16 protein-coding genes are annotated in these 22,650 nt (G+C 45.2%); 9 read left to right on the top strand and 7 right to left on the bottom strand.

The annotated features are described in order from the left end of the window. Positions 1–83 precede the first annotated feature (83 nt). Complete coding sequence (gene radA, locus NFI81_RS14520; RefSeq protein WP_234611735.1) at positions 84–1,457, top strand: DNA repair protein RadA; 1,374 nt, start codon at positions 84–86, stop codon at positions 1,455–1,457. Between the two features lie 24 nt (positions 1,458–1,481). Here the strand turns inward: radA and NFI81_RS14515 are convergent, their stop codons facing one another. The 3 genes from NFI81_RS14515 to NFI81_RS14505 are packed head-to-tail and all read right to left on the bottom strand — an operon-like array spanning position 1,482 to position 4,060. Next, positions 1,482–2,630, bottom strand: a complete 1,149-nt coding sequence (locus NFI81_RS14515; RefSeq protein WP_234611736.1) for a hypothetical protein — start codon at positions 2,628–2,630, stop codon at positions 1,482–1,484. A gap of 50 nt (positions 2,631–2,680) precedes the next feature. After that, the gene (locus tag NFI81_RS14510; protein ID WP_234611737.1) at positions 2,681–3,595 is read right to left on the bottom strand and encodes a DUF58 domain-containing protein; all 915 of its coding nucleotides are present in this window, start codon (positions 3,593–3,595) and stop codon (positions 2,681–2,683) included. Positions 3,596–3,607: 12 nt separating this feature from the next. Then, complete coding sequence (locus NFI81_RS14505) at positions 3,608–4,060, bottom strand: septal ring lytic transglycosylase RlpA family protein (protein ID WP_234611738.1); 453 nt, start codon at positions 4,058–4,060, stop codon at positions 3,608–3,610. Positions 4,061–4,297: 237 nt separating this feature from the next. Here NFI81_RS14505 and NFI81_RS14500 point away from each other — a divergent pair, with 237 nt between their 5' ends. Both NFI81_RS14500 and ychF read left to right on the top strand, forming a co-directional pair. Next, positions 4,298–4,645, top strand: a complete 348-nt coding sequence (locus tag NFI81_RS14500; RefSeq protein WP_082213641.1) for a DUF3276 family protein — start codon at positions 4,298–4,300, stop codon at positions 4,643–4,645. A 160-nt stretch (positions 4,646–4,805) separates the two neighbouring features. Continuing rightward, positions 4,806–5,906: a redox-regulated ATPase YchF gene (gene ychF / locus NFI81_RS14495; RefSeq protein ID WP_234611739.1), complete on the top strand. Its 1,101-nt coding sequence runs from the start codon at positions 4,806–4,808 to the stop codon at positions 5,904–5,906. 56 nt (positions 5,907–5,962) lie between these two features. On the opposite strand, the gene NFI81_RS14490 is transcribed toward ychF, so the two are convergent. After that, on the bottom strand, positions 5,963–7,249 hold the full coding sequence (locus NFI81_RS14490; RefSeq protein ID WP_234611740.1) for a type IX secretion system plug protein: 1,287 nt from the start codon (positions 7,247–7,249) through the stop codon (positions 5,963–5,965). A gap of 104 nt (positions 7,250–7,353) precedes the next feature. Between NFI81_RS14490 and NFI81_RS14485 the strand changes: the two genes are divergently transcribed. Continuing rightward, complete coding sequence (locus NFI81_RS14485; RefSeq protein ID WP_234611741.1) at positions 7,354–7,947, top strand: Uma2 family endonuclease; 594 nt, start codon at positions 7,354–7,356, stop codon at positions 7,945–7,947. Between the two features lie 44 nt (positions 7,948–7,991). Here the strand turns inward: NFI81_RS14485 and NFI81_RS14480 are convergent, their stop codons facing one another. Further along, entirely contained in the window at positions 7,992–9,947 is a 1,956-nt protein-coding gene (locus tag NFI81_RS14480) for an ABC-F family ATP-binding cassette domain-containing protein (RefSeq protein ID WP_234611742.1), read from the bottom strand. A 108-nt stretch (positions 9,948–10,055) separates the two neighbouring features. Between NFI81_RS14480 and NFI81_RS14475 the strand changes: the two genes are divergently transcribed. The 5 genes from NFI81_RS14475 (at position 10,056) to NFI81_RS14455 (ending at position 17,977) form a co-directional block, all read left to right on the top strand. After that, complete coding sequence (locus NFI81_RS14475) at positions 10,056–10,634, top strand: precorrin-2 dehydrogenase/sirohydrochlorin ferrochelatase family protein (RefSeq protein ID WP_234611743.1); 579 nt, start codon at positions 10,056–10,058, stop codon at positions 10,632–10,634. A gap of 196 nt (positions 10,635–10,830) precedes the next feature. Continuing rightward, entirely contained in the window at positions 10,831–14,187 is a 3,357-nt protein-coding gene (locus NFI81_RS14470; RefSeq protein ID WP_234611744.1) for a SusC/RagA family TonB-linked outer membrane protein, read from the top strand. A 45-nt stretch (positions 14,188–14,232) separates the two neighbouring features. Beyond that, entirely contained in the window at positions 14,233–15,705 is a 1,473-nt protein-coding gene (locus NFI81_RS14465) for a RagB/SusD family nutrient uptake outer membrane protein (RefSeq protein WP_234611745.1), read from the top strand. An 18-nt stretch (positions 15,706–15,723) separates the two neighbouring features. Further along, positions 15,724–16,650 carry a zinc-binding metallopeptidase gene (locus tag NFI81_RS14460; RefSeq protein WP_234611746.1) on the top strand — a complete coding sequence of 309 codons (927 nt, stop codon included), beginning with the start codon at positions 15,724–15,726 and terminating at the stop codon, positions 16,648–16,650. A 22-nt stretch (positions 16,651–16,672) separates the two neighbouring features. Continuing rightward, positions 16,673–17,977, top strand: a complete 1,305-nt coding sequence (locus NFI81_RS14455; RefSeq protein WP_234611747.1) for a DUF4302 domain-containing protein — start codon at positions 16,673–16,675, stop codon at positions 17,975–17,977. A gap of 102 nt (positions 17,978–18,079) precedes the next feature. On the opposite strand, the gene NFI81_RS14450 is transcribed toward NFI81_RS14455, so the two are convergent. Continuing rightward, complete coding sequence (locus tag NFI81_RS14450; RefSeq protein ID WP_234611748.1) at positions 18,080–19,456, bottom strand: RagB/SusD family nutrient uptake outer membrane protein; 1,377 nt, start codon at positions 19,454–19,456, stop codon at positions 18,080–18,082. A 29-nt stretch (positions 19,457–19,485) separates the two neighbouring features. Then, positions 19,486–22,575 (bottom strand): SusC/RagA family TonB-linked outer membrane protein, encoded by a 3,090-nt coding sequence (locus NFI81_RS14445; protein ID WP_234611749.1) that lies wholly within the window; start codon positions 22,573–22,575, stop codon positions 19,486–19,488. Between the last annotated feature and the right edge of the window lie 75 nt (positions 22,576–22,650).

Raw genomic sequence — 22,650 nt, 5'->3', positions numbered from 1 at the left:
TGGCCGAAACGTACGAATATTTGGATAATTATTGGCTAAATCGTGTTAATATCTAAGCATATATAAATATTACTTTTCTACTTATGGCCAAAGCCAAGACAGCCTATTTTTGTCAGGAATGTGGGTATAATTCACCCAAATGGGTGGGTCGGTGCCCCTCGTGCGGAGAATGGAATACTTTTGTTCAGGAAGTTATTGAAAAAGAAGATAAAAAGACGGCGGTTGCCTGGAAAGGCGTTAATCTGGCCAGCAGGCCGCGAGCAATTGCCCAAATAGAATATCAGAATGAGCCCAGGATCACCACATTCGATGGAGAGCTCAATCGGGTGCTGGGAGGCGGAATTGTGCAGGGTTCGCTGGTTTTAATCGGTGGAGAGCCAGGCATCGGGAAGTCTACATTGATGCTGCAAATTGCGCTTACGCTCTCCAATAAAAAAGTTCTTTACGTTTCGGGAGAAGAATCCGATCAGCAGATTAAGATGCGGGCGGAACGGATGGATTCCAAGAGCGACAACTGCTTTATCCTTACCGAAACGCATACCCAAAATATCTTCCGGCAAATTGAAGACTTCCAACCCGAAATCCTGATTATTGATTCGATCCAAACCATGCAATCGACTTACATTGAGTCGGGTGCAGGCAGCGTGTCGCAGGTGAGGGAATGTACGGCTGAATTCATGAAATATGCCAAGGAAATGGGCGTTCCCGTTTTTCTGATCGGGCACATTACCAAAGACGGTTCGCTGGCAGGTCCGAAAGTGCTGGAACATATGGTGGACACGGTTTTGCAATTTGAGGGAGACCGTCATAACACCTATCGCATTCTCAGGACCGTAAAAAACCGCTTTGGAAGCACATCAGAACTGGGTATTTACGAAATGCATGGTTCCGGTTTGCGGCAAGTTAGTAACCCGTCCGAAATCCTCATTTCCCAACGTGACGAACCTGTAAGCGGCATTGCCATAGGCTCCATGATGGAAGGAAACAGGCCGTTGTTGATTGAAATACAATCGCTTGTGAGTGTTGCCAATTATGGGACACCGCAGCGCAGTAGCACCGGTTTTGATGGAAAGCGACTTCAAATGTTGCTGGCCGTTCTGGAAAAGCGAGGCGGATTTCGATTAGGTGTTCAGGATGTATTTTTGAATGTGGCCGGTGGATTAAAAGTGGAAGATCCTGCCATTGACCTGGCCGTCATTGCCTCCATTGTTTCGTCTTATGAAGACAAATTTATCCCGCCATCGGTCTGTTTTGCCGCGGAAGTGGGGCTTGGGGGCGAAGTAAGAGCTGTGAACAGGATAGAAAACAGGATTTTTGAGGCGGAAAAGTTGGGTTTCAAAAAAGTTTACATTTCGAAATATAACAGCAGAGGCTTGGATTTGAAGAAATTCAGAATTGAGGTCATCTCTGTTGCAAGCCTGGATGAGCTCTTTATGTCCCTATTTCTTAACACATAACATGCTCGCTTTGAACACGCTTTATCAGTATTTGGCATAATAGGTTTGCAACTTGCTGGTAAGGCGTTCATAAATGGGTTTGCTAAATTCAATAAACAGTTGTTGGGGTGCGGGAGGCAGCAATTCCTGGCTTTTGCACTGCCTAAGCTGGGCCGCAGTCAGCGCGCGTTCGTCGCCATTGAAATGCGCCCATTCGCACATCCAGTTGTATTCGCCATTAAATTTTTCCTGCGTCACCACACGTTTGGTCTTAAAATCCATGATCTGCATATCCAGCAATCCTGCGGAAAGCACGGTTTTACGGTTTTGGGTAAATTTGGCTGTGACCTTGTCATAAATAGGCGTTTTGGATCTTCCCACCTGTTTTTCACCCACTTTTACACTGTCTTTGCTGATCACAACTTTCGTATTTTTCTCGACGAGTGTATTTCCTACAACAAAGTCGTCAAATTGAAGCTTGATAATGTGATCTGGTTGTATTTTGAGATTAGCGGCTTCCTCAGGCATATAAAATCGCACAAATTTGTTGAGCCGCTTGTTGGTCTGCAAATATTCATTGACACGTTCCTGAAAATATTCATTGCTTAACTGATAGGTCCTGGAAGTGACAAGCACCTGTTCTACAACCACTTTGAAAGAAGCGATTTCATAGGCCAGATCCAGCCGTTCTCGAACATCATTGAAGTTGGGCAGAATGTTATTGACCACTTCGAAATGCTCGTATGCCTTTCGGGCACTTTCCCGATCGCCAATTGCCAGCAATGTTTGCGCTTCCTTGTAACGGACGTTCGCAGCATTGTGCCTTGCCATTTTCTCTTCCTGTGCAAAACGTTTCGCATCGACCACCTTCGCGCAAGAGCCGCATTGGTCTAAAACGAGAAAAAGCCGGTTGAGTTTTTCGTAGGATTGCAGCTCCGCCTCCCATCTGAAAAGGTCTTCTGACTCTTTATTTTGCTTAATGTCGTTTAGATGCTGTTCCAGCGCTAACGGATACGCCTGTTTGAGTATATCAATGGAAGCGGTATGGCCAGGATTACTCTTCAGTTTATCAGCTGCACGAATGACCGAATCATCGAAATTGCCTTTTTTTAGAGACTTTTCAGCTGATTTACAAGCAAATAGCAGAAGGAGTAGGACGGCGAAATAGGAGAAGTGAGTAAAGTATTTTTTCATATGACTGACGCGCGGAAGGGGTGGGATCTGCGATCAAATTTCTGAAAAAATTACCTCATTTTCGAGTGTTTTACTAAATAGGCCATGAGGATGGGATCGAAGCCTTTTGCAATATCAGCTTCAATAAAATCGATCTTGTACTGGCCACATTTCAGTTTAAGTTTTTGATAAAAATCGCCGACAAATTCCTTGTAAGAATCTCTCACCTGATCGGGCTGGACTTTGATCCTTTCACCCGATTCCAGATCAATAAATTCGTAGGGCCGATTTTCAAACGCGAACAATTCTTCGGTGTTGCGGTCGGTAACATGGAAAAGAAGCACTTCATGCAGGTTGTGACGCAAATGCTGTAATGCGGAAAAAATCTTGTCGGCTTCTTCCAGATTATCGAACATATCGCTGAAAATCACAACAAGTGAGCGCTTATGTATCTTTTCAGCTATTTGGTGCAGGACGCTGGCGACGGAAGTTTTGAGTAGCGGCCGGGTGCTTTGCAGCACATTGTCCAATTCCAGGATAATCTTATGCACATGCGAAGGCGTGGACTTTACAGCCGTCTGAATTTCAATGTTTTCTGAAAATGTGCAAAGACTAACTGCGTCTTTTTGCCTTTGCAGGAGATAGGTAAGGCTTGCAGCTGCCATGACGCTAAAAGTCATTTTACCAAAACCTTCCTCCGGATAATACATGGACGAGGAAGTGTCCAGCAATAAATGACAACGGAGATTAGTCTCTTCTTCGTAGCGCTTTACATAAAGCCGGTCTGTTTTGGCATAGACCTTCCAATCAATGTTACGCGTAGATTCTCCTGTATTATAAAGCTGATGTTCAGCAAATTCAACTGAAAACCCGTGAAATGGGGATTTGTGCAGGCCAGTGATAAAACCTTCAACCAATTGCTTTGCCAGAAATTCCAGATTGCCGAACTCCCTTACTTTTGCTAGATCAAGTTGTCGGCTGTTCATTCTGAAATTACGTTATCTATCGTCGCGCATAGCAACTACTTTTCCGGATTTGGCGTCAATTTGTTCATTGGGGTCGAGGAGGACCATTCCTTCCATTCCTACTACGCGGATCGAAACATTCGCAACGCCTTTTGCAATGATCCCAAGTAATCTGGCGGCCTCATTGCTCAGATCGACCAGCCTGTTTTTCGCATAGGGACCGCGATCGTTCACTCTAACTATCACTTTTTCATCGTTATCCAGATTCGTTACTTCGAGCATCGTGTTAAGCGGGAAGCTTCGGTGAGCTGCTGACAATTCTGTGCTTTTATGCACTTCTCCGAAGGAGGTTTTCTTGCCGTTGAACCGGCTTGCATAATAAGATGCGTGACCGGTTTCAGTTTTGCCCAGCTTAACTTGTGCGAAAGTTGCCGGTGCGGAAGCGAATGCTAACAGGACGAGAATCAGAATACGATTATAAGTCATATCTCTGGTTTTAGGTGAAACATAATAAGGTAAAACTCCTTATTTCTTACTGTTTATTTGGTAGTTCCCAAAAAATCGGAAACCCACGAATTTCAAAGCTAAGAAAAACTTTTTAGAAAAGAGCAATTTCAAATGCTAAAGTGATAAGCCGCATGAAAATTGTGCTAGTCAATACTAACAAATTGCTAATATGTGCCCGTTTTTTTGTTAGCAGCAATAAACTTTATATTTTAGCGTTTGAAAACCTATTTAAAACTTAACATAGTGGAAGACAGAGAGCAAATCTACTCCAAAAGGGTCAGGGCAGGAAAAAGGACTTACTTCTTCGATGTTCGCTCGACGCGATCCAACGATTATTATCTTACCATCACAGAAAGCCGTCGTCATCCACAGGGAGACGGGTTCACGTATGAAAAGCACAAGATGTTTTTATACAAAGAGGATTTTGATAAGTTCGTTGATGCTTTGAAGGATGCCGTGGATCACGTGAAAACAGAGTTGATGCCGGAAGTTGACTTTTCTCAGTTCGAAGCCAAAGCCGATGAGGTGGACGTAGTTGGTGAGTCGGACCTTAAGTGGGATTAAAAAAATTGAAAGAATGAAAAAGCCTTCGCAATCAATTACGAAGGCTTTTGGTTTTTCTACTCGCTAAGTGGTAATTTTGCAAAAATTATCATCTGGCAGACAGGAGTTCTTTGCACTGTTGCATTGAAAACTACCTGCTTTTAACTGCATAAAATATAACATGAGTCTTCAATGTGGGATCGTGGGATTGCCGAACGTAGGGAAATCCACTCTTTTTAATGCCATTTCAACCGGTAAAGCCGAAGCTGCCAATTATCCATTCTGTACAATCGAGCCCAACGTAGGCGTGGTAACCGTGCCCGACGAACGGCTGGATATTTTGACAAAACTGGTTAGTCCTCAGAAAGTTATACCGACAATTATAGAATTCGTTGACATTGCCGGGCTTGTGAAAGGCGCGAGCCAGGGAGCGGGTCTTGGAAATAAATTTCTTGCCAACATCCGGGAAGTTGACGCCATTGTGCATGTCGTAAGATGTTTTCAGGACGAAAATGTGGTGCACGTGGAAGGACGCGTAGATCCTGTTTTTGATAAAGAGATCATCGACATTGAATTACAGATGAAAGATCTCGAATCTGTTGACAAGAAAATCCAGAAAACAGAAAAGGGTGCGCGTGCCGGTGATGCGAAAGCAAAATCAGAACTGGAATGGTTGAAAAAATATAAAGCAACGCTAGAAGAAGGCAAAAATGCCCGCAGCGTGGTGATTGATGAAGAAACGAAGGAAGCAGTGATTGGCGATCTGCAATTGCTGACGGCAAAACCGGTTCTATATGTTGCTAACGTGGACGAAGGTTCGATGCTCACAGGCAATGAATATTCTGAAAAATTGCGTGAAGCAGTGAAACACGAAGGAGCGGACGTGATTGTACTTTGCGCTGCTATTGAGTCACAGATTTCTGAGATCGAAGATCCGGAAGAGCATGAAATGTTCCTTGGTGAATATGGACTGAAAGAGTCGGGTTTGAGCAAGCTGATCAGAGCATCGTATTCGCTGCTAAATCTGATCACATATTTCACAGCCGGCGTTAAAGAAGTAAAGGCCTGGACCATTGTGAAGGGCTGGAAAGCGCCACAAGCAGCAGGCGTGATTCACAGTGATTTTGAAAAAGGTTTTATCCGCGCGGAAGTGATAAAAATTGCTGATTATGAGCAATATAAAACAGAGGCTGGTGTGAAAGAAGTAGGTAAGATGGCTGTTGAAGGAAAAGAATATGTAGTTGCGGATGGAGACATTATGCACTTCCGTTTTAATGTATAAAGTGCATTTTTGAGAGATTGCGGAGCGGCCATTCGGTCGCTCCTTTTTTATGACTTTTATCGTCTGCGGTTCCATTCAACGGTGCGATAACCAATCAGCAGATCAGCCCTTCCCGCCTGTGGGCGATGATAGATGAGGATGTCATAATCATTTTCTGTCGCGCCATAATTGCCTTCAATAAATCCTTCATCCGCTTTCTTTTCGCCGTTTCTCAACATCGCATAGTTGTAGTTAATAACACCCTGTTTTACCATCATTTCCACTTCGTAGGCATTGGTAGCGACATTGTAGGTCATTTTGTTGGTATTCGTCAGTTGCCAGAGGTTGAAGGCGCCGTTAACGTAAAATGCCGCATCCGGATCCTGTTCTGTTCGTAATGAGAACAGCACGGGCGTATAATCCGCTTCGATGCTCCCGCGACCAGATTCCCGCTGATCTACAATGTATTGACCATTAAAGTCATCGATCTGTATGTAGGCATTATTATTACGGGATTTGTCGGGAAAAAGCATAAGCCGTGTAAATTCATCGGAGCGCTCGATCTCATTCACGCCATAACCTCTGCCGGTCAGGCTTCTGCTATCGAAGTAACGAAATTCATTTCCGCCGGGGAATGTGTTTTCCAGGTCAAAGAATGTGTATTCCAAAATCTGATCAAACGGCCTGACATTCGTCGGTTTGAAGTTCGCCCTGATCTCGTCAAACCGAAAGTTTTTTCTGAGCACGACTTTCAAATCTGTTTGCGGCGCATTCAGCGGATAACCTTTATAATTAACCGAGAAATCGATCTGCTGGTCGGAAAACTGCTGCTGAATTCCTTGCGAAAAGCGTGCTTTCGCGTCAATGCTCACCCGTGACTCGTAAAGCATGAATCTCCTGCTCAGAACAGGTTTCCTATCGCGATCAGAATAAACATAAATCACGTAGTTGCCTGAAATTTTGAGCTTCGGCAATTCCAGCTTATAATGGAAATAAGGAACCTTGGTGCTGAATGATTGCTGATAATCATTGATCGGATATTCATTGAACTCGAATGTAAATTCAATGTCGTTCAGGTTGGATTTGGTCCAATCGGCGTTACAATGGATGATTTTCGCACGATAACCTTCAAACTGACCAGTAAGGTCATCAAACTCCAGAACCAGCGGGGCAGGGCTTGTCAGGGGTTTTACGGCAGGTGTGAGCAGGCGCGTGGGGCTCTCAGGATCTTCGAGTGCGGGATAAAGTAAAACGGTCTTTATCTTATCATTATATATGTAATCTTCCAGCCGGATGTTCTGCGATTGCGCAGTGGCATTCCCGTACATCAACATTAACCACAAAAAAAGCGAAATTGGCCTCATAATAAATCCTTTAAATATTCCTGCGACTTTTCATGTAATGTACGTCTGAATAAGCGAACGTGTTTTGCACGCTAGCAACTATTTTTTAACTTACATCATCCAACATGATCGCACAAACTATCAAAATGTATTCAGAAAAAGAATATCTCGAACTGGAGCGGAAGGCAGAGTATAAAAGCGAATACTATCGCGGAGAGATATTCGCCATGGCAGGAGCCGGTTCAAATCACAACCGAATTACGGAAAACCTGTCCGTTGAGATTGGCGGCTATTTAAAAGATAAATCCTGCCAGAGTTTCTCAAGCGACATGCGGCTGCATATCCCTGAGAATGGGCTTTACGCCTATCCTGATTTCCTTGTTGCGTGTGGAAGGCTTGAGTTTACAGATCAGGACAAAGAAATATTGGTTAATCCCACCATTATTATCGAAGTGCTATCTAGGACAACCAGCGCTTATGATAGAGGTGACAAATTCCACCTTTACAGATCTATTCCGACATTATTGGAATACATTCTAATTGACTCTCAGTCGATTAATGTTGAGATTTTTCGGAAAAATGACAATGGAAGTTGGATATTAGAATCAGAAACTGAGAATATTGATGACCATATTACAATATCTGCCTGCAATTTTCAATTGAAGTTACGCGATATTTATGCACGGACCAGTGGCTTAATCAAGCCGAAGGCAATATAAAAAAAGGGAAATCAAACGATTTCCCTTTCTGCATTGATAAGTTCTTACTTCCCAGCCAGCACATCCACTTCCAGCATCAGATTCTCCCAAGTCTCCGTGCTATCGTCCAGCTTCTGTTTAATGTCAGCATAAAAACGGTTCAAATCAGCGAGTGCTTTTGAATCATTGTAAATCTTGGGATCCGCGAGCTTCACTTCTGTTTCTGTTTTCTTTATTTCCAGGTTATTAATAGTCGCTTCCAATTCCTCAATCTGTTTCTGCGCTTTCTTTATTTTTTGAGAATCTTCGTTTGAGACTGATTTTCCATTGTTTTTCTGTGCATTGCCATTGGAAGGAGGTTGCTGAGAAGCTTTTTGCGGCGGTGCGCTGCTGACAGTTGCTTTATCGCTCACCGCAGATTGCAAACCACGCTCTTCAACCCACACTTCATATTCCTGATATGTTCCCGGATATTGCTTGATCTCGTGATCTTCAATATACCAGATCTTATTAGCAATGTTTTCAACAAAATATCTATCGTGGGAAACAACAATGTAACTACCTTCGTATTGCTGTAAAGCCTGGATTAGAATGTTCACCGACTGCATGTCCAAGTGGTTGGTAGGCTCATCGAGCAGCAGGAAGTTGGCTTGTGAAAGCAGAACTTTGGCAAGCGCAACCCGCGATTTTTCTCCTCCGGAAAGGACTTTGATCTTCTTGAAAACGTCATCCCCGGTGAATAGAAAGCATCCCAAAACGGTCCTTAACTCTGTTTCGGTTTTGTTGGAATTCGCATATTTAAGCTCTTCAATCAGGTTATGGTTCACATTCAGCGATTCCAGCTGATGCTGTGCGTAGAATGTGAAAGAAACATTGTGACCCAACCTTCTTTTTCCTTCAATAGGCTCCGTTCCAGCCACAACGCGAAGCACTGTTGATTTTCCGCGTCCGTTTGCACCGATTAACGCGATTTTGTCGCCGCGCTCCATGCTGATGTTGGTGCTGTCGAGAATGACCTTTTCGCCATAAGCTTTGGACGCATCCTCCAATTGGAAGACGTGCCTTCCTGGCTGCGTCGTAAATTGAAAGCGGAAGTGGACTTTTGCATTTTCATCAATAACCTGATCCACAACATCCATTTTGTCCAATGCCTTTACCCGGCTTTGAACCTGGCGGGATTTGGTTGCCTTGGCCTTAAAACGCTCAATGAAACGCTCAGTTTGGCGAATTTTCGCCTGCTGGTTTTCATAAGCACCGCGCTGAATTTCATTGCGTTCCTCTTTTTCCTCCATGTAGTAGGAGTAATTTCCAGCATAGTAATTCAGCTTTCCATTGGCAACTTCAACGGTTGTATCAATGGTGTTATCCAAAAATTGCCTGTCGTGAGAAACCACGATCACGGCGCCTTCATAACTCTGCACATATTTCTCAACCCACTGAATGGACGGTAAGTCTAAGTGGTTGGTAGGCTCATCGAGCATGAGTAACGACGGCTTTTGCAAAAGCAACTTTGCTAACATTACCCGCATTCTCCAACCTCCGGAAAATAATCTTAACGGTCTGTGTAAATCATCTGTTACAAAACCCAAACCTTCGAGAATGGCTTCTGCCTTAGATTGAATGGTATAACCGTCCAGTGCTTCAAATTCGTCCTGAACCCTCGCCAGCTTGTCAACAAGTGCGTCTGTATAGTTATGTTCCATATCATACAGGATCTTGTCCATTTGAACCTGCAAGATATTTTGCCGTTCAAAAGCCTGCATAGCAACCGACAAAATGGAATCATCACTTTGGTAAGAGAGTAAATCCTGGTTCAGGAAACCGATGGTGCAGTCTCCCGCTTTGGAGATATTTCCGCCGTCAGGCTGGAATTCTCCGTTTATCATTCTAAGGAGGGTAGACTTTCCTGTGCCGTTCAGACCGATAAGGCCGATCTTTTGTTTTGGCTTAATATGCAGCGAAGCACTGTCGTAAAGTGCCCGGTCGCCAAGAAAGTAACTGAGGTTCGTAATCGCGATCATGGCGCAAAGGTACGGCGAAGTAGGAGATAGAAAAAGTGTAATTGTTGGAATAGTTATAAATGGCAGTGCATAACCACGTAATTCTCAGATTTAATGTAAATTTGATACATGAACAATCTGTTTCCGATCTTTCTCAAACTTGAAAACCTGCATACGCTTATTGTAGGTGGAGGATATGTAGGTCTAGAAAAAATCACCGCCGTGCTCGACAATTCTCCGTTGGCCAATGTGTCCCTCGTTTCTCCGGACATCCGCCAGGAAATACGGGATATGGCAGAGGCAAATTCCCGGATAAGTTTAATTGAACGCAAGTTTGAAGACGCAGATCTGGCCGCAAAAGACCTCGTGATCGTCGCGACCAATGATAAGGAAGAGAATGCCAGGATCGCAAGTGTGGCCCGATCGAAAAATATGCTGACCAATGTTGCCGACACACCAGCCATTTGCGATTTCTATTTGTCGTCAGTAGTCAGGAAAGGGAACCTTAAAGTCGCTATTTCAACCAACGGCATGTCGCCCACTCTGGCGAAGCGGCTCAAAGAAGTTTTGGGAGAAGCTTTACCGGATAATCTGGAAACGGCGATGGAGCAGCTGAAAGCCGTCCGCGATATGTTAAAGGGAGATTTTGCCTCAAAAGTGGACGAATTAAACCGCATCACTTCGGTTTTGACAGAAAAAAAGAATTGAATCGAAAAATAGCCGAAAAAGGCCTTATTTCCCTACAATAATTTTGTGTCCGATGTGTTTTATTAATTGCAAACCAAAAGTTTAGCGCTCCCCTCCACATCGTTTCGTATTTCTGCGTATTATTGAGATCATTAACAACTAAATCCGTCCAGGCGGAATCCCATTAATTTTGCGTTAGACCTATACTTTCTTCTATATGGATGTTCTCTATCGGATCAGTGGCCTGAGTCGGCTTTCAGTCTTGCTTGCTATTTTAGTTTTTCTTTCCAGTTCATTTTCTGTTTTTTCAAATTCAGTATCAAGCGTTGATATTGATATAAAAGGCGTTGTCAAAAGCACAACCGGCGAAGCGCTGATCGGGTCAACGATCCGGGTGAAAGGAACCCAAAAGGGCACGGTAACGAACGAAAAAGGCGAGTTTGTGCTGCAGGGAGTGAATGATGCGGCTACGCTTGTGGTGACGATGATCGGGTTTTTGCCAAAGGAAGTTAAAGCTGCCAGAAGCATTTCCATTGAACTAGCGGAAGATGCAGTCGGATTGCAGGATGTGGTTGTGACTGGTTTTCAGCAAATTGATAAAAATAAATTTACAGGTTCCGCAGTAACATTAAAAACGGATGACGTCAAAATAGACGGCTTGCCCGATGTAAGCCGGATGCTTGAAGGCCGCGCGGCCGGAGTTTCCATCCAGAACGTTTCCGGAACATTCGGCGCAGCGCCTAAAGTCCGGATCCGGGGCGCTACTTCATTGAATGGCGATAACAAGCCTTTGTGGGTAATTGACGGGGTTGTGCAGGAAGATATCGTCAACATCTCCAATGATCAGCTTTCTAGCGGAGACCCGACTACATTGCTCGGGTCGGCGGTTGCGGGGCTTAACCCGGCTGATATTGAGACATTTGATATTTTGAAGGACGCGGCGGCGGCGGCTTTATACGGCGCAAGAGCCATGAATGGTGTGATTGTGATCACGACCAAAAAAGGAAAAAGCGGTAAACCAGTCATTACTTATGCTGGTAATTTCAGCACGCAGCTCACGCCAAGTTACCGGAATTTCAACATCATGAATTCCGCACAACAAATGTCGGTCCTGGGTGAGCTGGAAAGAAAGGGTTACCTCACTTCCAACATTCTTTCCAAGCCTGATTATGGTGTTTATGGTAAATATTACAACTCGCTGACCGGTGACGACCAGGGTAACTTCCCCATGCCAAACACGCCGGAAGCAAAGCGGAACTTCTTGCTGGGCTATGCCCGGGCGAACACCGACTGGTTTGATGTGCTCTTCAAGCAAAATTTCATTCAAGAGCATTCAGTAAGTGTATCCTTCGGGACGGATAAGTCTACGTCTTATGTGTCAACAAGTTATCTGGACGATAACGGCTGGACGATTGCAGACAAGGTCAAAAGATACACGCTGAATTTCAAAAACACTTACCAGCTTTCACCCAAAATTACGCTGGGCCTGTTGACGCTCGCTTCCGTGAGGAGGCAGGAGGCTCCGGGCTCGCTGAGCCGCCGAAGCAACCCTGTAGAAGGGAAGTTTGACAGGGATTTCGACATCAATCCTTTCAGCTATGCGCTCAACACAAGCCGGACGCTGACAGCGTATGACGAGAATGGGAACCTTGAATTTTTCCGAAGAAATTTTGCGCCGTTTAACATTGTTTCGGAGCTTGAAAATAACCGGATCAAGCTGAATCTGGCGGACATCAAGTTGCAGGGTGATTTTTCTTACAAGATCACGGATAACATTACTTATGATTTTATCGGTGCGCTGCGCTACATTCAAACTGGCCGCGAGCACATTATTACAGAAAATTCCAATATGGCCAATGCGTATCGCGCGGCGGATAACTCCACCATTGCATTAGCCAACAAATATCTTTACACAGATCCCGATGTGCCGAACGCATATCCCGTTGTTGTACTGCCCAGTGGCGGATTTTATAATACCAATGAGGATCAATTGCTGTTTTACAACATTCGTAACAACATCCGGTATAATAAGACATTCAATGAAAGACACGCCGTAAGTTTGCTTGCAGGGCAGGAGATTAAATATTCCAACAGGCAAAATCGCAATAACACGGGATATGGATTTCAGTATGAGCAGGGAGGGACGCCATTTGTGGATTACCGCATTTTAAAACAGACCATTGAAGCCAATTTTCAGTATTACGGCATGCGCATGGATTACGAGCGTTTCGCAGCATTTTATGGCAGCGCCGGTTATACATTGGACGACAAATACAACTTCACGGGCTACGTGCGTTACGACGGTTCAAATGGTTTTGGGAAGTCGGCCATTGCCCGCTGGCTGCCGACGTACACAGTGGCAGGTTCCTGGAATTTTGACCGGGAAGAATTTATAAAGCGGTTCAAATGGTTGAGTATGGGGCGGTTGCGTGCAAGTTATGGGCTTTCCGCAGATACAGGCCCTGCTACCAACTCGGCAGCGTTGTTCCAAAGCATTATCACAAGACGTCCTTATGGGGATGAAAAAGAGTCTGCTATACAGCTTGCGTCTCTTGAAAATACGGAGCTGACCTGGGAAAAACTTTATAGCGGAAACGTGGGATTGGACCTCGGCTTTCTGGCCAACCGCATCAACCTGAGCGTTGACGGGTACATCAGGAACAGCTTTGACCTCATCGATGAGATTAAAACGTCCGGGATCGGTGGACAGATTTATAAAGTTGCCAATTATGCAGATATGGAATCCTATGGTGTGGATTTCTCGCTGGATGGTGTTCTATTCAAAAATAAGGACTGGGATTTTCGCTCGCGTGTGACCGTGGGTTACGCACGTACGCGGATCACGAATGTTGATAACACACCGGGAATTTTTGACCTTGTAAAGGCAGAAGGCGCGAATGTGCAAGGCAAGCCTGTCAGAAGTTTGTTTTCGATCAAATACAACTCGCTTAACCCTGAAACGGGTGTGCCGATTTTCCTCAACGAAAATGGAGAAGTGAGTTCGGACGTCTATTTACAAGATCAGAATGTTGCCTATTTAAAATATGAAGGACCCGTTGATCCGCCATTTACGGGAGGTTTTAACAACACATTGACTTACAAGGATCTCTCTATGAATGTGTTCCTGACTTATCAGGCTGGCAACAAAATCCGTCTGAATCCTTTATATAAAAGCACTTTCAGCGATCTGGATGCAATGCCACGCGAATTTCTGGACAGATGGGTAATGTCGGGCGATGAAGATGTAACCAAGGTGCCTTCGATCAGCGACCAGCTGGAACAGCAGTATCTCGCAGGGACTTATCCTTACAACATTTACAATTATTCTACCGAACGCGTCGCAAAAGGAGATTTTATCAGATTGAAATCGGTGTCGCTGGCTTACAAAGTGCCATTGATTATCGCTTCAAAATATGGTTTCAAAGGCGCTAGCATTCAGTTGTCGTCGATTAATCCCTGGTTGATTTACGCGGATAAAAAGTTAAAAGGCCAGGATCCTGAATTCTTCAATTCGGGAGGGGTAGCGCAGCCGATCCAAAAGCAATTTACAGTGGCGCTCAAACTGACATTATAATCGTGAAGTTGGGCATTCAGTATGGACGATTTTAAGTTTTTAAATATGAATAAGACTAAAATTTTTAAAAAGATCCTCTTCACTCTGCCGGTTTTAATACTGTCGGGCTGCGAGGACTTTCTGTCAACCGAACCGGATAGCACGCGGGCCACGATCAGCACGCCCGCGCAGGTGTCGCAGTTGCTTACAACAGCTTATCCACAAGGAAGTTATGTTGTTTTTGCAGAATCCATGAGCGATAATGTTGCGGACAAAGGCGTTGGAGAAGATGATAAGACAAACCGCGCATCCTACCTATTTGAAGAAGTGGAAGCGTCGGTCGATGAACAGGATTCGCCAGACCAGTACTGGGCTGAATGCTACCGGGCTGTCTCTGTTGCCAATCAGGCCCTGGACATTATCAGCAAGTCTTCGGACCCTTCGCAATACAATGCCCAGCGCGGTGAAGCGTTGTTGGCACGTGCCTATGCACACTTTATGCTCGTCAACTATTTCAGCAAATTCTTCGACCCGACGCAGCCAAATACGGAACCAGGCATTCCTTATGTGACTGAGCCGGAAACGGTTGTTTTGAAAAAATATGAGCGAAAAACCGTTGCCTCTGTTTATCAAATGATCGAAGCTGACCTGCTCGAAGGTTTACCGCTGATCAGTGACGGTTCATACACCATTCCAAAATACCATTTCAACCGCGCAGCTGCGAACGCATTTGCCGCGCGTTTCTATCTTGTAAAAAGGGATTATGCCAAAGTGGTGCAATATGCAAATGAAGTTTTTCCGGGCAGCAGCGTTGCGGATAACCTCAGACCATGGAACACAACCTATTCGAGTCTTTCTCCGCAGGAATTATACAACACTTATTCAAGGGCCAGTCAGAATGCAAATCTGCTGCTTGTTGAAACTGCTTCGCTTTACGGAAGAAATGTTGCGCAATATCGCTTCGGAATGAATTTCCGGAAATGGCAGGAAATTTCAGCAGGTGAAAATATTATCAATGAATCGCCCGGCTGGTCCTATCCGTTGTATTCGCAAGGGGATAACAATTATCTAATCCCAAAGTTGAACGAGTATTTTGTGAGAGAATCCGTTAATGCGGAGATCGGGCAGCCTTATGTCATGTTGCCTATATTCACGGCAGAGGAAGTGCTTTTCAACCGCGCCGAGGCCAATGCATTTTTGGGGAATACGGCAGCGTCCCTGGCGGACCTGAATTTATTTGTGAGCAAACGTGTAGACAATTATGTGGCTACCAGGCACACGGTTACCGCTGCGAGTATTCGCCGATTTTTTGGCACCAGCAATGTCAGGGACGGAATCATTAACACAATTTTGTCCTTCAAACGTGTGGAATTCGTTCAGGAGGGCATGCGCTGGTTTGACTTGCAGCGGTATGCGCTGCCTGTAACCCACCAAGCGGTTAACGGCTCCGCGATTACAGTTCCGGCCAATGACCCAAGGAGGATTTTACAAATACCACAGTCGGCCACATTAGCAGGCATTGAACAAAATAAGCGCTGATCCTTAGCATTTAGAGATATGATCATAAAACAATTACACAAGATTTTGTTTGCCGCGCTGTTCCTGAGTATGGGCCTCAGCGGGTGCAAAGAAGAGGGGATAGGGGAGGTTGACGACATTCCGGGCCTGGGAGGAGACGAATGGGTGCAAGGACCAGTTGATAAGTGGATCCTGGACAGCCTTGTTACGCCCTATAACATTTCGGCCAAGTACAAATGGGACCAGTTTGAGTTCGGTAACATTACGAAAACGCTCGTTCCACCCGATGAAGCCCAGGTTATTCCTTTGTTGAGCACCATCAAAAAGGCGTGGACGGTCCCTTATGTGCAGGAAGCCGGAAAGGTTTTTTATAATAAATTTTCCCCCAAATTCTTCATCCTATCCGGCAGTAACGAGTACAATGCGGAGGGGTCAATTACACTGGGAACAGCGGAAGGTGGCCGGAAAGTGGTGTTATTTGGTGTAAATTATTTCAAAATAAAAGGCATGGCCGGTTATGATGCAGCACGGGATTCTGCATTTGTAAAGGACTGGTTTTTGCACACCATTCACCATGAATTTGGCCACATTTTGCATCAGACCGTTCTCTATCCGGTTGAATTTAAAGCCATTACCAAATCATTGTATCAGGGAGGAAACTGGATCAACTGGTCGGACAGCGATGCCCGCCGGGACGGATTTGTAACAGCTTACAGTTCCCTGAACTTCGATGAAGATTTTGTTGAAATGATTGCAATGATGCTTACCGAGGGAAAAGCAGGTTTTGATAAAATTGTCAACTCCATCCCGGAAGGCACAAGCCCCAGGGGAACAACCAAGGCGCAGGCACAGGCCTCATTAAGGCAAAAGGAGGCGATTGTGGTCGCTTATTACAAGAACACCTGGAAGATTGATTTTTATAGCCTGCAAAAACGGGTTAGGACTTCAATGAACAAGCTATTTTAATTGAATTTACAAATTACTGAGGATGAAAAAATCCATACTATATCTGCTGCTTTCCTGCGCTTTTCTCCCTGCTTGTGATAATAGTGACGACACAGTCTTTGAAGAAACAGCTGATGCACGGTTGAATGCAGCCCTGGCCTCTTACGAAAAGCAACTCATTGAAGCTCCCTATGGTTGGAATGCGGTTATCTATCCCGGCGGTGGTGGCACATATGGTTTTCATTTCAAATTTGATGACAAGAACCGCGTAACCATGTATTCGGATTTTTCTGCTGAGTCAGCTGCTAAATCCAAGGAAAGCAGTTACCGCCTGAAGGCCGTGCAGACGCCGGTTTTGATTTTTGACACCTATTCCTATCTGCACATTCTTGCCGATCCCGACAGGGAAGTGAACGGCGGCGATGTAGGAGAAGGCTTGCAATCCGATTTCGAATTCAGCATTTTCCCTGATTCCGTTAAAGCAGAATCTATAACGCTTGTAGGAAGGAAAAATAACAGCCGGCTAGTGCTAACCAAAGCAACCCAGGCACAAGCAACTGCTTATGCGGCGGGAGATCTGGCAGACGGAGTTTTATTCAACAACATTACCAAGTATCAGGCTTATTTTAAACGGGTTACGCTGGGAAATGTAACGTATGAAATTACGCTTAGCCCACGCACCCGCACCATTAAATTGACGTGGCTGGATGGAAGCATTCCCAAGACTTTTACAACCAATTATTACTTTACTTCGGCAGGCGTTTCATTCGTTTCACCGCTCGTAAATGGTTCACAAACCATTAATGGCTTTACGAATATAACCTGGAATGCAAATGCAGTTCAGGTCGGGATTACAGCGAGCGGCTTAAAAGGAACCGTTGTAAGTGCTATTAAGCCTTTATCCGTAGACCTGGCCGCTGCCAGAAGATGGTGGCAGGATCCTATTGAGTCGGGTGGTTACTGGGAATCTGGCACAGGATTTCATGTAAATGGCGTTGACGACGCCCTGAAAGTACAAGATCTAAAAGTCGGTGAAGCGACGTTTTACAGTTACATTTATCAGCCTGCCGCAGATGGTAGCATCGACCTGTTTGGTCCGATATTCTACGAGAACGAAGGGGTGACGCTTTTTTATGGACACGGTCCCGGACGTCCCACATTTACAAGCGACGGAAGGATCGTATTTGAACAGGTAGCAACTTATGGCGTCCTTCCTACAACTGGTCCAGCGGTAGAATCAGCCAAATTACTCTTCGAAACAAGCGGACATTATTTGATCCAAACCTCAGAAACAACCTACGATATGGTTAGCGCTAAGGATGCCAAGTCTTGGATTAGCTGGCAATAACAGAATCCAATCACTTCCTTAAAGAGCTCAAACAAAAAACCACTTCTGTGCGGAAGTGGTTTTTTTGTATGCTGTTAATAACTAACCTGTTGTTGTAATTTCCTAATTATAACCCTCATTCTGCACCAGCTTATTGTTTACATCGATTTCGCGTTGTGGAACCGGGAAAATCAGTCTGGGGGAATTGTAGGGAATCGTGCCGACATTTTGCTTGTTACGTTTTGCGTCATGCAACGCGAGACCTTCAAATGCAAGTTCCAGGTGACGTTCTTTCAGGATCGATGGCAATGTTACTGCTGTTGCAGCCTTCAAGCCGGCCCTTACGCGGATGCGGTTAATGTCTGCCAAAGGCGTCGCGCCTACGACAGTTCCGAGGCGGAAATTAGCCTCGGCGCGCGTCAGATACATTTCAGCCAGACGGAATTGCACCACGTTACCCAGGTTATCCAGATGCTTTTGCGTATAGGTGTTGCTGTTTGGAGTCAGGAAAAATGCACCACGCTTGTCACCGGCTTCATAAAGTGCCCTATGCTTGGTCAGAATACGAATATCACCGCGACCACCAGTTCCGGGAATATCATCAACGGTTGTCCCAAAATAAGTGTTCATATCGTTCGTTCCATCCTGCGACGTCACAATCATAGAGAAAATGTACTCCCTCGGGTTTGCACCACCATTGTTTATAAATGTGTAAAACAATGACTCAAATGTGCTGTTAAGGGTGTAATCGTCCGATCCAATCACCGTATTGGCTTCGTCACGAGCGAATGCAAAATTTCCTTGTTGCAGATAAACCCGAGAGAGTTGGGCCGAAGCGGCATATTTGTTTGCATAAATCGTGTTGGTTTCCGGCAACAATGATTTAGCCGCATTCAGGTCTTCCAGAACCTGGGCATACACTTCCGCAACCGAATTTCTGGCCAGCTTATTCTCATCTGTTACCACACGGGTTGGTTCCAGCACCAACGGAACGCCTGGATTACTCGCATTGTCGCCATCGCCCCATGTTTTGGCATATAACCTTACCAGATCGAAATAAACCGATCCACGGATAAATCTCGCTTCCCCCTCGATCCGGGCGCGCTTCTCCTCATCCACAATGCTCAATGCAGACAAAACATTGTTGCAACGGTTAATCGTCACGTATGAATCGCGCCACGTAAGTTCGGCAGTTACATTGACCGTAGTCAGCTGCTTGTCCGAAATTTCGAGCATATTCTGGAATGTTCCGCCGAAAGCGATTTCTTCATTGTCACCAAGTAGTTCGGATGAATATTGGAATGCACCGCCATACACATCAACGTCCTGCAATGCATCGTAGCAGCCGATTAATGTTACTTCAACGTCCTTGGAAGTGCTTAACGCGTCTGTTTCATCAATGCTTTGTGTCGGATCAACATCCAACTTGCTATTGCAGGAACTCGTAAAAAACAATCCGGCAGCAAGTGCCACACTATATATGTATACTTTCTTTTTCATGATTTTTTCAATTAAATGACTTAATGCAATTAGAAACCGATGTTCACGCCAAATAATATCGTCCGTGGCTGCGGAGCGGTGTAAAAGTCGTTTCCAAGCGCAAATTTTAAGTCCCTTTCGGAAATGTCATCGGTGTTCACTTCCGGATCCCATCCTTTATAGTTGGTGAAAGTTGCCAGGTTCATACCAGAAACATACAGACGAACGCGGTCCATTTTCAGGCGGTTCGTAACGCTGGATGGCAGGTTGTAACCCAAAGTCATGGATCTCAAACGCAGATACGACCCGTCATAAATGTAACGTGTGGAAGCCTGGTTGCCATTTCCTTTGTAGAAACGCGCCTCGGGAACATCTGTGTCGGTGTTCTCAGCAGTCCAGGAGTTGAGCTGATCGGCTGTTTGATTATCCTCATAAATTCCGTTGGCAGACGAATATTGGCCTACACCGTAGAAATTGATCTTATTTCCGGCAACACCGTTAAAGAATATATTCAGATCCAAACCTTTGAATGAGAATGTGTTGGTGATCCCGCCCACAAATTTTGGGTTTGGATTTCCGGCAACCACGCGGCGCGCACTGTTGTAATTTGATACGGTGGATCTGTCAATGTTTCCATTTTCCTCCGTATTTCTATAAAAGAGCGCATCGCCGTTCGCCTTGTCTACGCCCGCATATTCAACGGTGTAAAACACGCCCACCGGCTGGCCTTCCATCACGCGGCTCATACTGCGGATACCGCCCTCGATAATCTGTCCCTGAATGTCGGTAACCTTGTTTTTGTTGTTGGCAATGTTCAATGAAGTGTTCCATTTGAATTTGCCCACAATGTTTTGAGTGTTCAAAACAAATTCAACTCCCTTGTTTTCCAGCTTGCCTACGTTATCCACGCGTACAGAGAAACCAGACGTGGCAGGCACATTCACTTCCAGCAACAAACCATTGGTTTTTTTGACGTAATAATCAATTTCACCATTGATACGGTTATTGAACAACCCAAAATCCAGACCAAAATCCGCTTGATTCGTTGTTTCCCATTTCAAATTGGGGTTAGCAAGTTGTGAAGGACGCTGACCGGCTGCACCGGCATAACCAGCATCGCCCGAAAATAAACCCAACTGCGGAAAATCGCCTATTTCGGAGTTCCCGGTTGTACCGTAGCTTCCTCTTATTTTAAGAAAACTAAGCGTATTGTTGTTTTTCAAAAATGCCTCTTCTGTCAAAACCCATCCCGCTGATACGGAAGGGAAGAATCCGTAGCGGGAGTTCGCACCAAATCGGGAAGATCCGTCGATACGCGCGCTGGCTGCCAGCAGGTATTTTTCTGAAAATTTGTAGTTCAAACGCAGGAAGTAGGAAAGGAAACGGTAATTGGTTTCGCTGGAACTTCCGTCCGATTTGGTAGCCGCACTCGCAATTTTCTTATACGAGTTAGAAGGAAATTGTGTTCCGGCAGTCGAGCTGATCTTTGTTTGAGATTGCTGATACGACATCCCAAGTGTTGCACTCAATGCATGTACATCAAAGGTTTTGTCGAAGCTCAAAAAGTTGTTGGTATTATAGTTCGTTACAAATGTTCCGAAGTTCTCTCCCAAGCCGTTCGTCGCCTGATCAATGTTCCTGATGTTCTGGCTTTGATAATAGCTTTCTTCATTCTGGTTCAGCAAGTCAATCCCCAGTTCACTGCGGAATTTCAGCGACGGCAAAAGGTTGATTTGCGCATAAGCATTGGTCAGGTTCCGGAATGAAGTTGCCGTAAAGCTCGCGTAGTTGATCGAGATCATCGGATTGAAATACAATGGCAGGTTCACATCACCGGGAGGCGTTCCAATGGGCAGGCCTGTTTCAGGATCGGTAAATGGCGTCAGCGGTGTTAAAGCAGCCATTTGCAGTGGGTTGGAGAATGAATTGTCCCCGGGAAGGCGCTTATTCACTGTTCTTGCCAGACCCATTGATAATCCTACTTGCAACCAGTTATACGCCTGGTGATCGAGGTTCATACGGCCCGAAAGCCTGTCCAGCTCGTTGCCGATAATGGTCCCTTTTTGATCTAAATATTGACCCGAAAGAAAAAATTTCGTCTTCTCACTTCCGCCGTTCAGCTGGAAGTCAAGCTGCTGCATAGCCCCTTTATTAAATGCCTGATCCTGCCATGGGTAATCCTTCTGCTGAGGCGTATTGGCAGTTCCCAAGCTGTAATAATCCAATCGGTCGAGGAAATAAGCGGTGCTCGATTCCGGATCACTTGGATCAATTTCGTCAATGCGGTCGCTATTGAGTGCGGCAGCGGTGTAAAATTTGACATATTGTTCGGCATTCAAAAAGTTCACACGTCTTGTGGCCTCCGACGTTCCAAGCTGATAATTGATGCTCACATTGGTTTTTCCGGCCTTACCGCGTTTTGTTGTGATCAAAACAACACCATTGGCAGCACGGGAACCGTAAATGGCCCCCGCAGAAGCATCTTTCAGGATTTCGATGGATTCAATGTCGTTGGAGTTGATATCAGACAATGGGTTCGTAGCACCGCCATCGCTGTTGCTTTGATCGGAAGTTGTAATAGGCATTCCATCCACCACATATAATGGCTGGCTGCTTGCGCTGATGGATGAGTTTCCTCTAATTCGTACATTAATTGCCTGCCCCAGTTTACCAGACCCGCTGTTGACATAAACCCCGGCTGCACGTCCTTGCAATGCAGCGTCCACGCTCGCAACAGGCATATTTTGAATTTCTGTCCCCTTCACCTGGGCAATGTTACCAGTGAGGTCGCGCTTGATCTGCGATCCGAAACCGGTCACCACCACTTCGCTCAGACTACGTGTGTCGCTCGACATTTTCACATCAATGACGCTCTGGCTTCCCACAGTAACTTCCTGCACCGTCATTCCCACGAAACTAAATACAATGACAGATGTTGATGAAGGCGCGCTGATGGTGTAATTTCCGTCGGCGTCCGTTTGCGTCCCCACTGTCGATCCCTTGATTTGCACTGTTGCGCCCGGCAGCGGAGAAGCATCACTATCCGTTGTGACTTTTCCGGTAACCCGAACATCCTGCCCGTAAACGGACATCCATGTGCTAACCAAGCAAAACATTGCTAATAGCAGAACTTTTTTCATAATTGCTAGATTTGGTTATTCAATAATACTCTAAAACAAATATATTGTTTTTGACATAATATCAAAATTTTGTAA

Source organism: Dyadobacter fanqingshengii (assembly GCF_023822005.2).
GTDB lineage: Bacteria > Bacteroidota > Bacteroidia > Cytophagales > Spirosomataceae > Dyadobacter > Dyadobacter fanqingshengii.
Note: the sequence above shows the minus strand (reverse complement) of the source record. Positions and strands in the feature narration are given on the sequence as shown.

Coding starts and splice junctions, on each gene's coding strand:
- NFI81_RS14480 (WP_234611742.1), bottom strand. CDS start 9,947: ATGATCGCGATTACGAACCTCAGTTACTTTCTTGGCGACCGGGCACTT.
- radA (WP_234611735.1), top strand. CDS start 84: ATGGCCAAAGCCAAGACAGCCTATTTTTGTCAGGAATGTGGGTATAAT.
- NFI81_RS14460 (WP_234611746.1), top strand. CDS start 15,724: ATGATCATAAAACAATTACACAAGATTTTGTTTGCCGCGCTGTTCCTG.
- NFI81_RS14470 (WP_234611744.1), top strand. CDS start 10,831: ATGGATGTTCTCTATCGGATCAGTGGCCTGAGTCGGCTTTCAGTCTTG.
- NFI81_RS14450 (WP_234611748.1), bottom strand. CDS start 19,456: ATGAAAAAGAAAGTATACATATATAGTGTGGCACTTGCTGCCGGATTG.
- NFI81_RS14445 (WP_234611749.1), bottom strand. CDS start 22,575: ATGAAAAAAGTTCTGCTATTAGCAATGTTTTGCTTGGTTAGCACATGG.
- NFI81_RS14510 (WP_234611737.1), bottom strand. CDS start 3,595: ATGAACAGCCGACAACTTGATCTAGCAAAAGTAAGGGAGTTCGGCAAT.
- NFI81_RS14475 (WP_234611743.1), top strand. CDS start 10,056: ATGAACAATCTGTTTCCGATCTTTCTCAAACTTGAAAACCTGCATACG.
- ychF (WP_234611739.1), top strand. CDS start 4,806: ATGAGTCTTCAATGTGGGATCGTGGGATTGCCGAACGTAGGGAAATCC.
- NFI81_RS14455 (WP_234611747.1), top strand. CDS start 16,673: ATGAAAAAATCCATACTATATCTGCTGCTTTCCTGCGCTTTTCTCCCT.
- NFI81_RS14485 (WP_234611741.1), top strand. CDS start 7,354: ATGATCGCACAAACTATCAAAATGTATTCAGAAAAAGAATATCTCGAA.
- NFI81_RS14515 (WP_234611736.1), bottom strand. CDS start 2,630: ATGAAAAAATACTTTACTCACTTCTCCTATTTCGCCGTCCTACTCCTT.
- NFI81_RS14465 (WP_234611745.1), top strand. CDS start 14,233: ATGAATAAGACTAAAATTTTTAAAAAGATCCTCTTCACTCTGCCGGTT.
- NFI81_RS14490 (WP_234611740.1), bottom strand. CDS start 7,249: ATGAGGCCAATTTCGCTTTTTTTGTGGTTAATGTTGATGTACGGGAAT.
- NFI81_RS14505 (WP_234611738.1), bottom strand. CDS start 4,060: ATGACTTATAATCGTATTCTGATTCTCGTCCTGTTAGCATTCGCTTCC.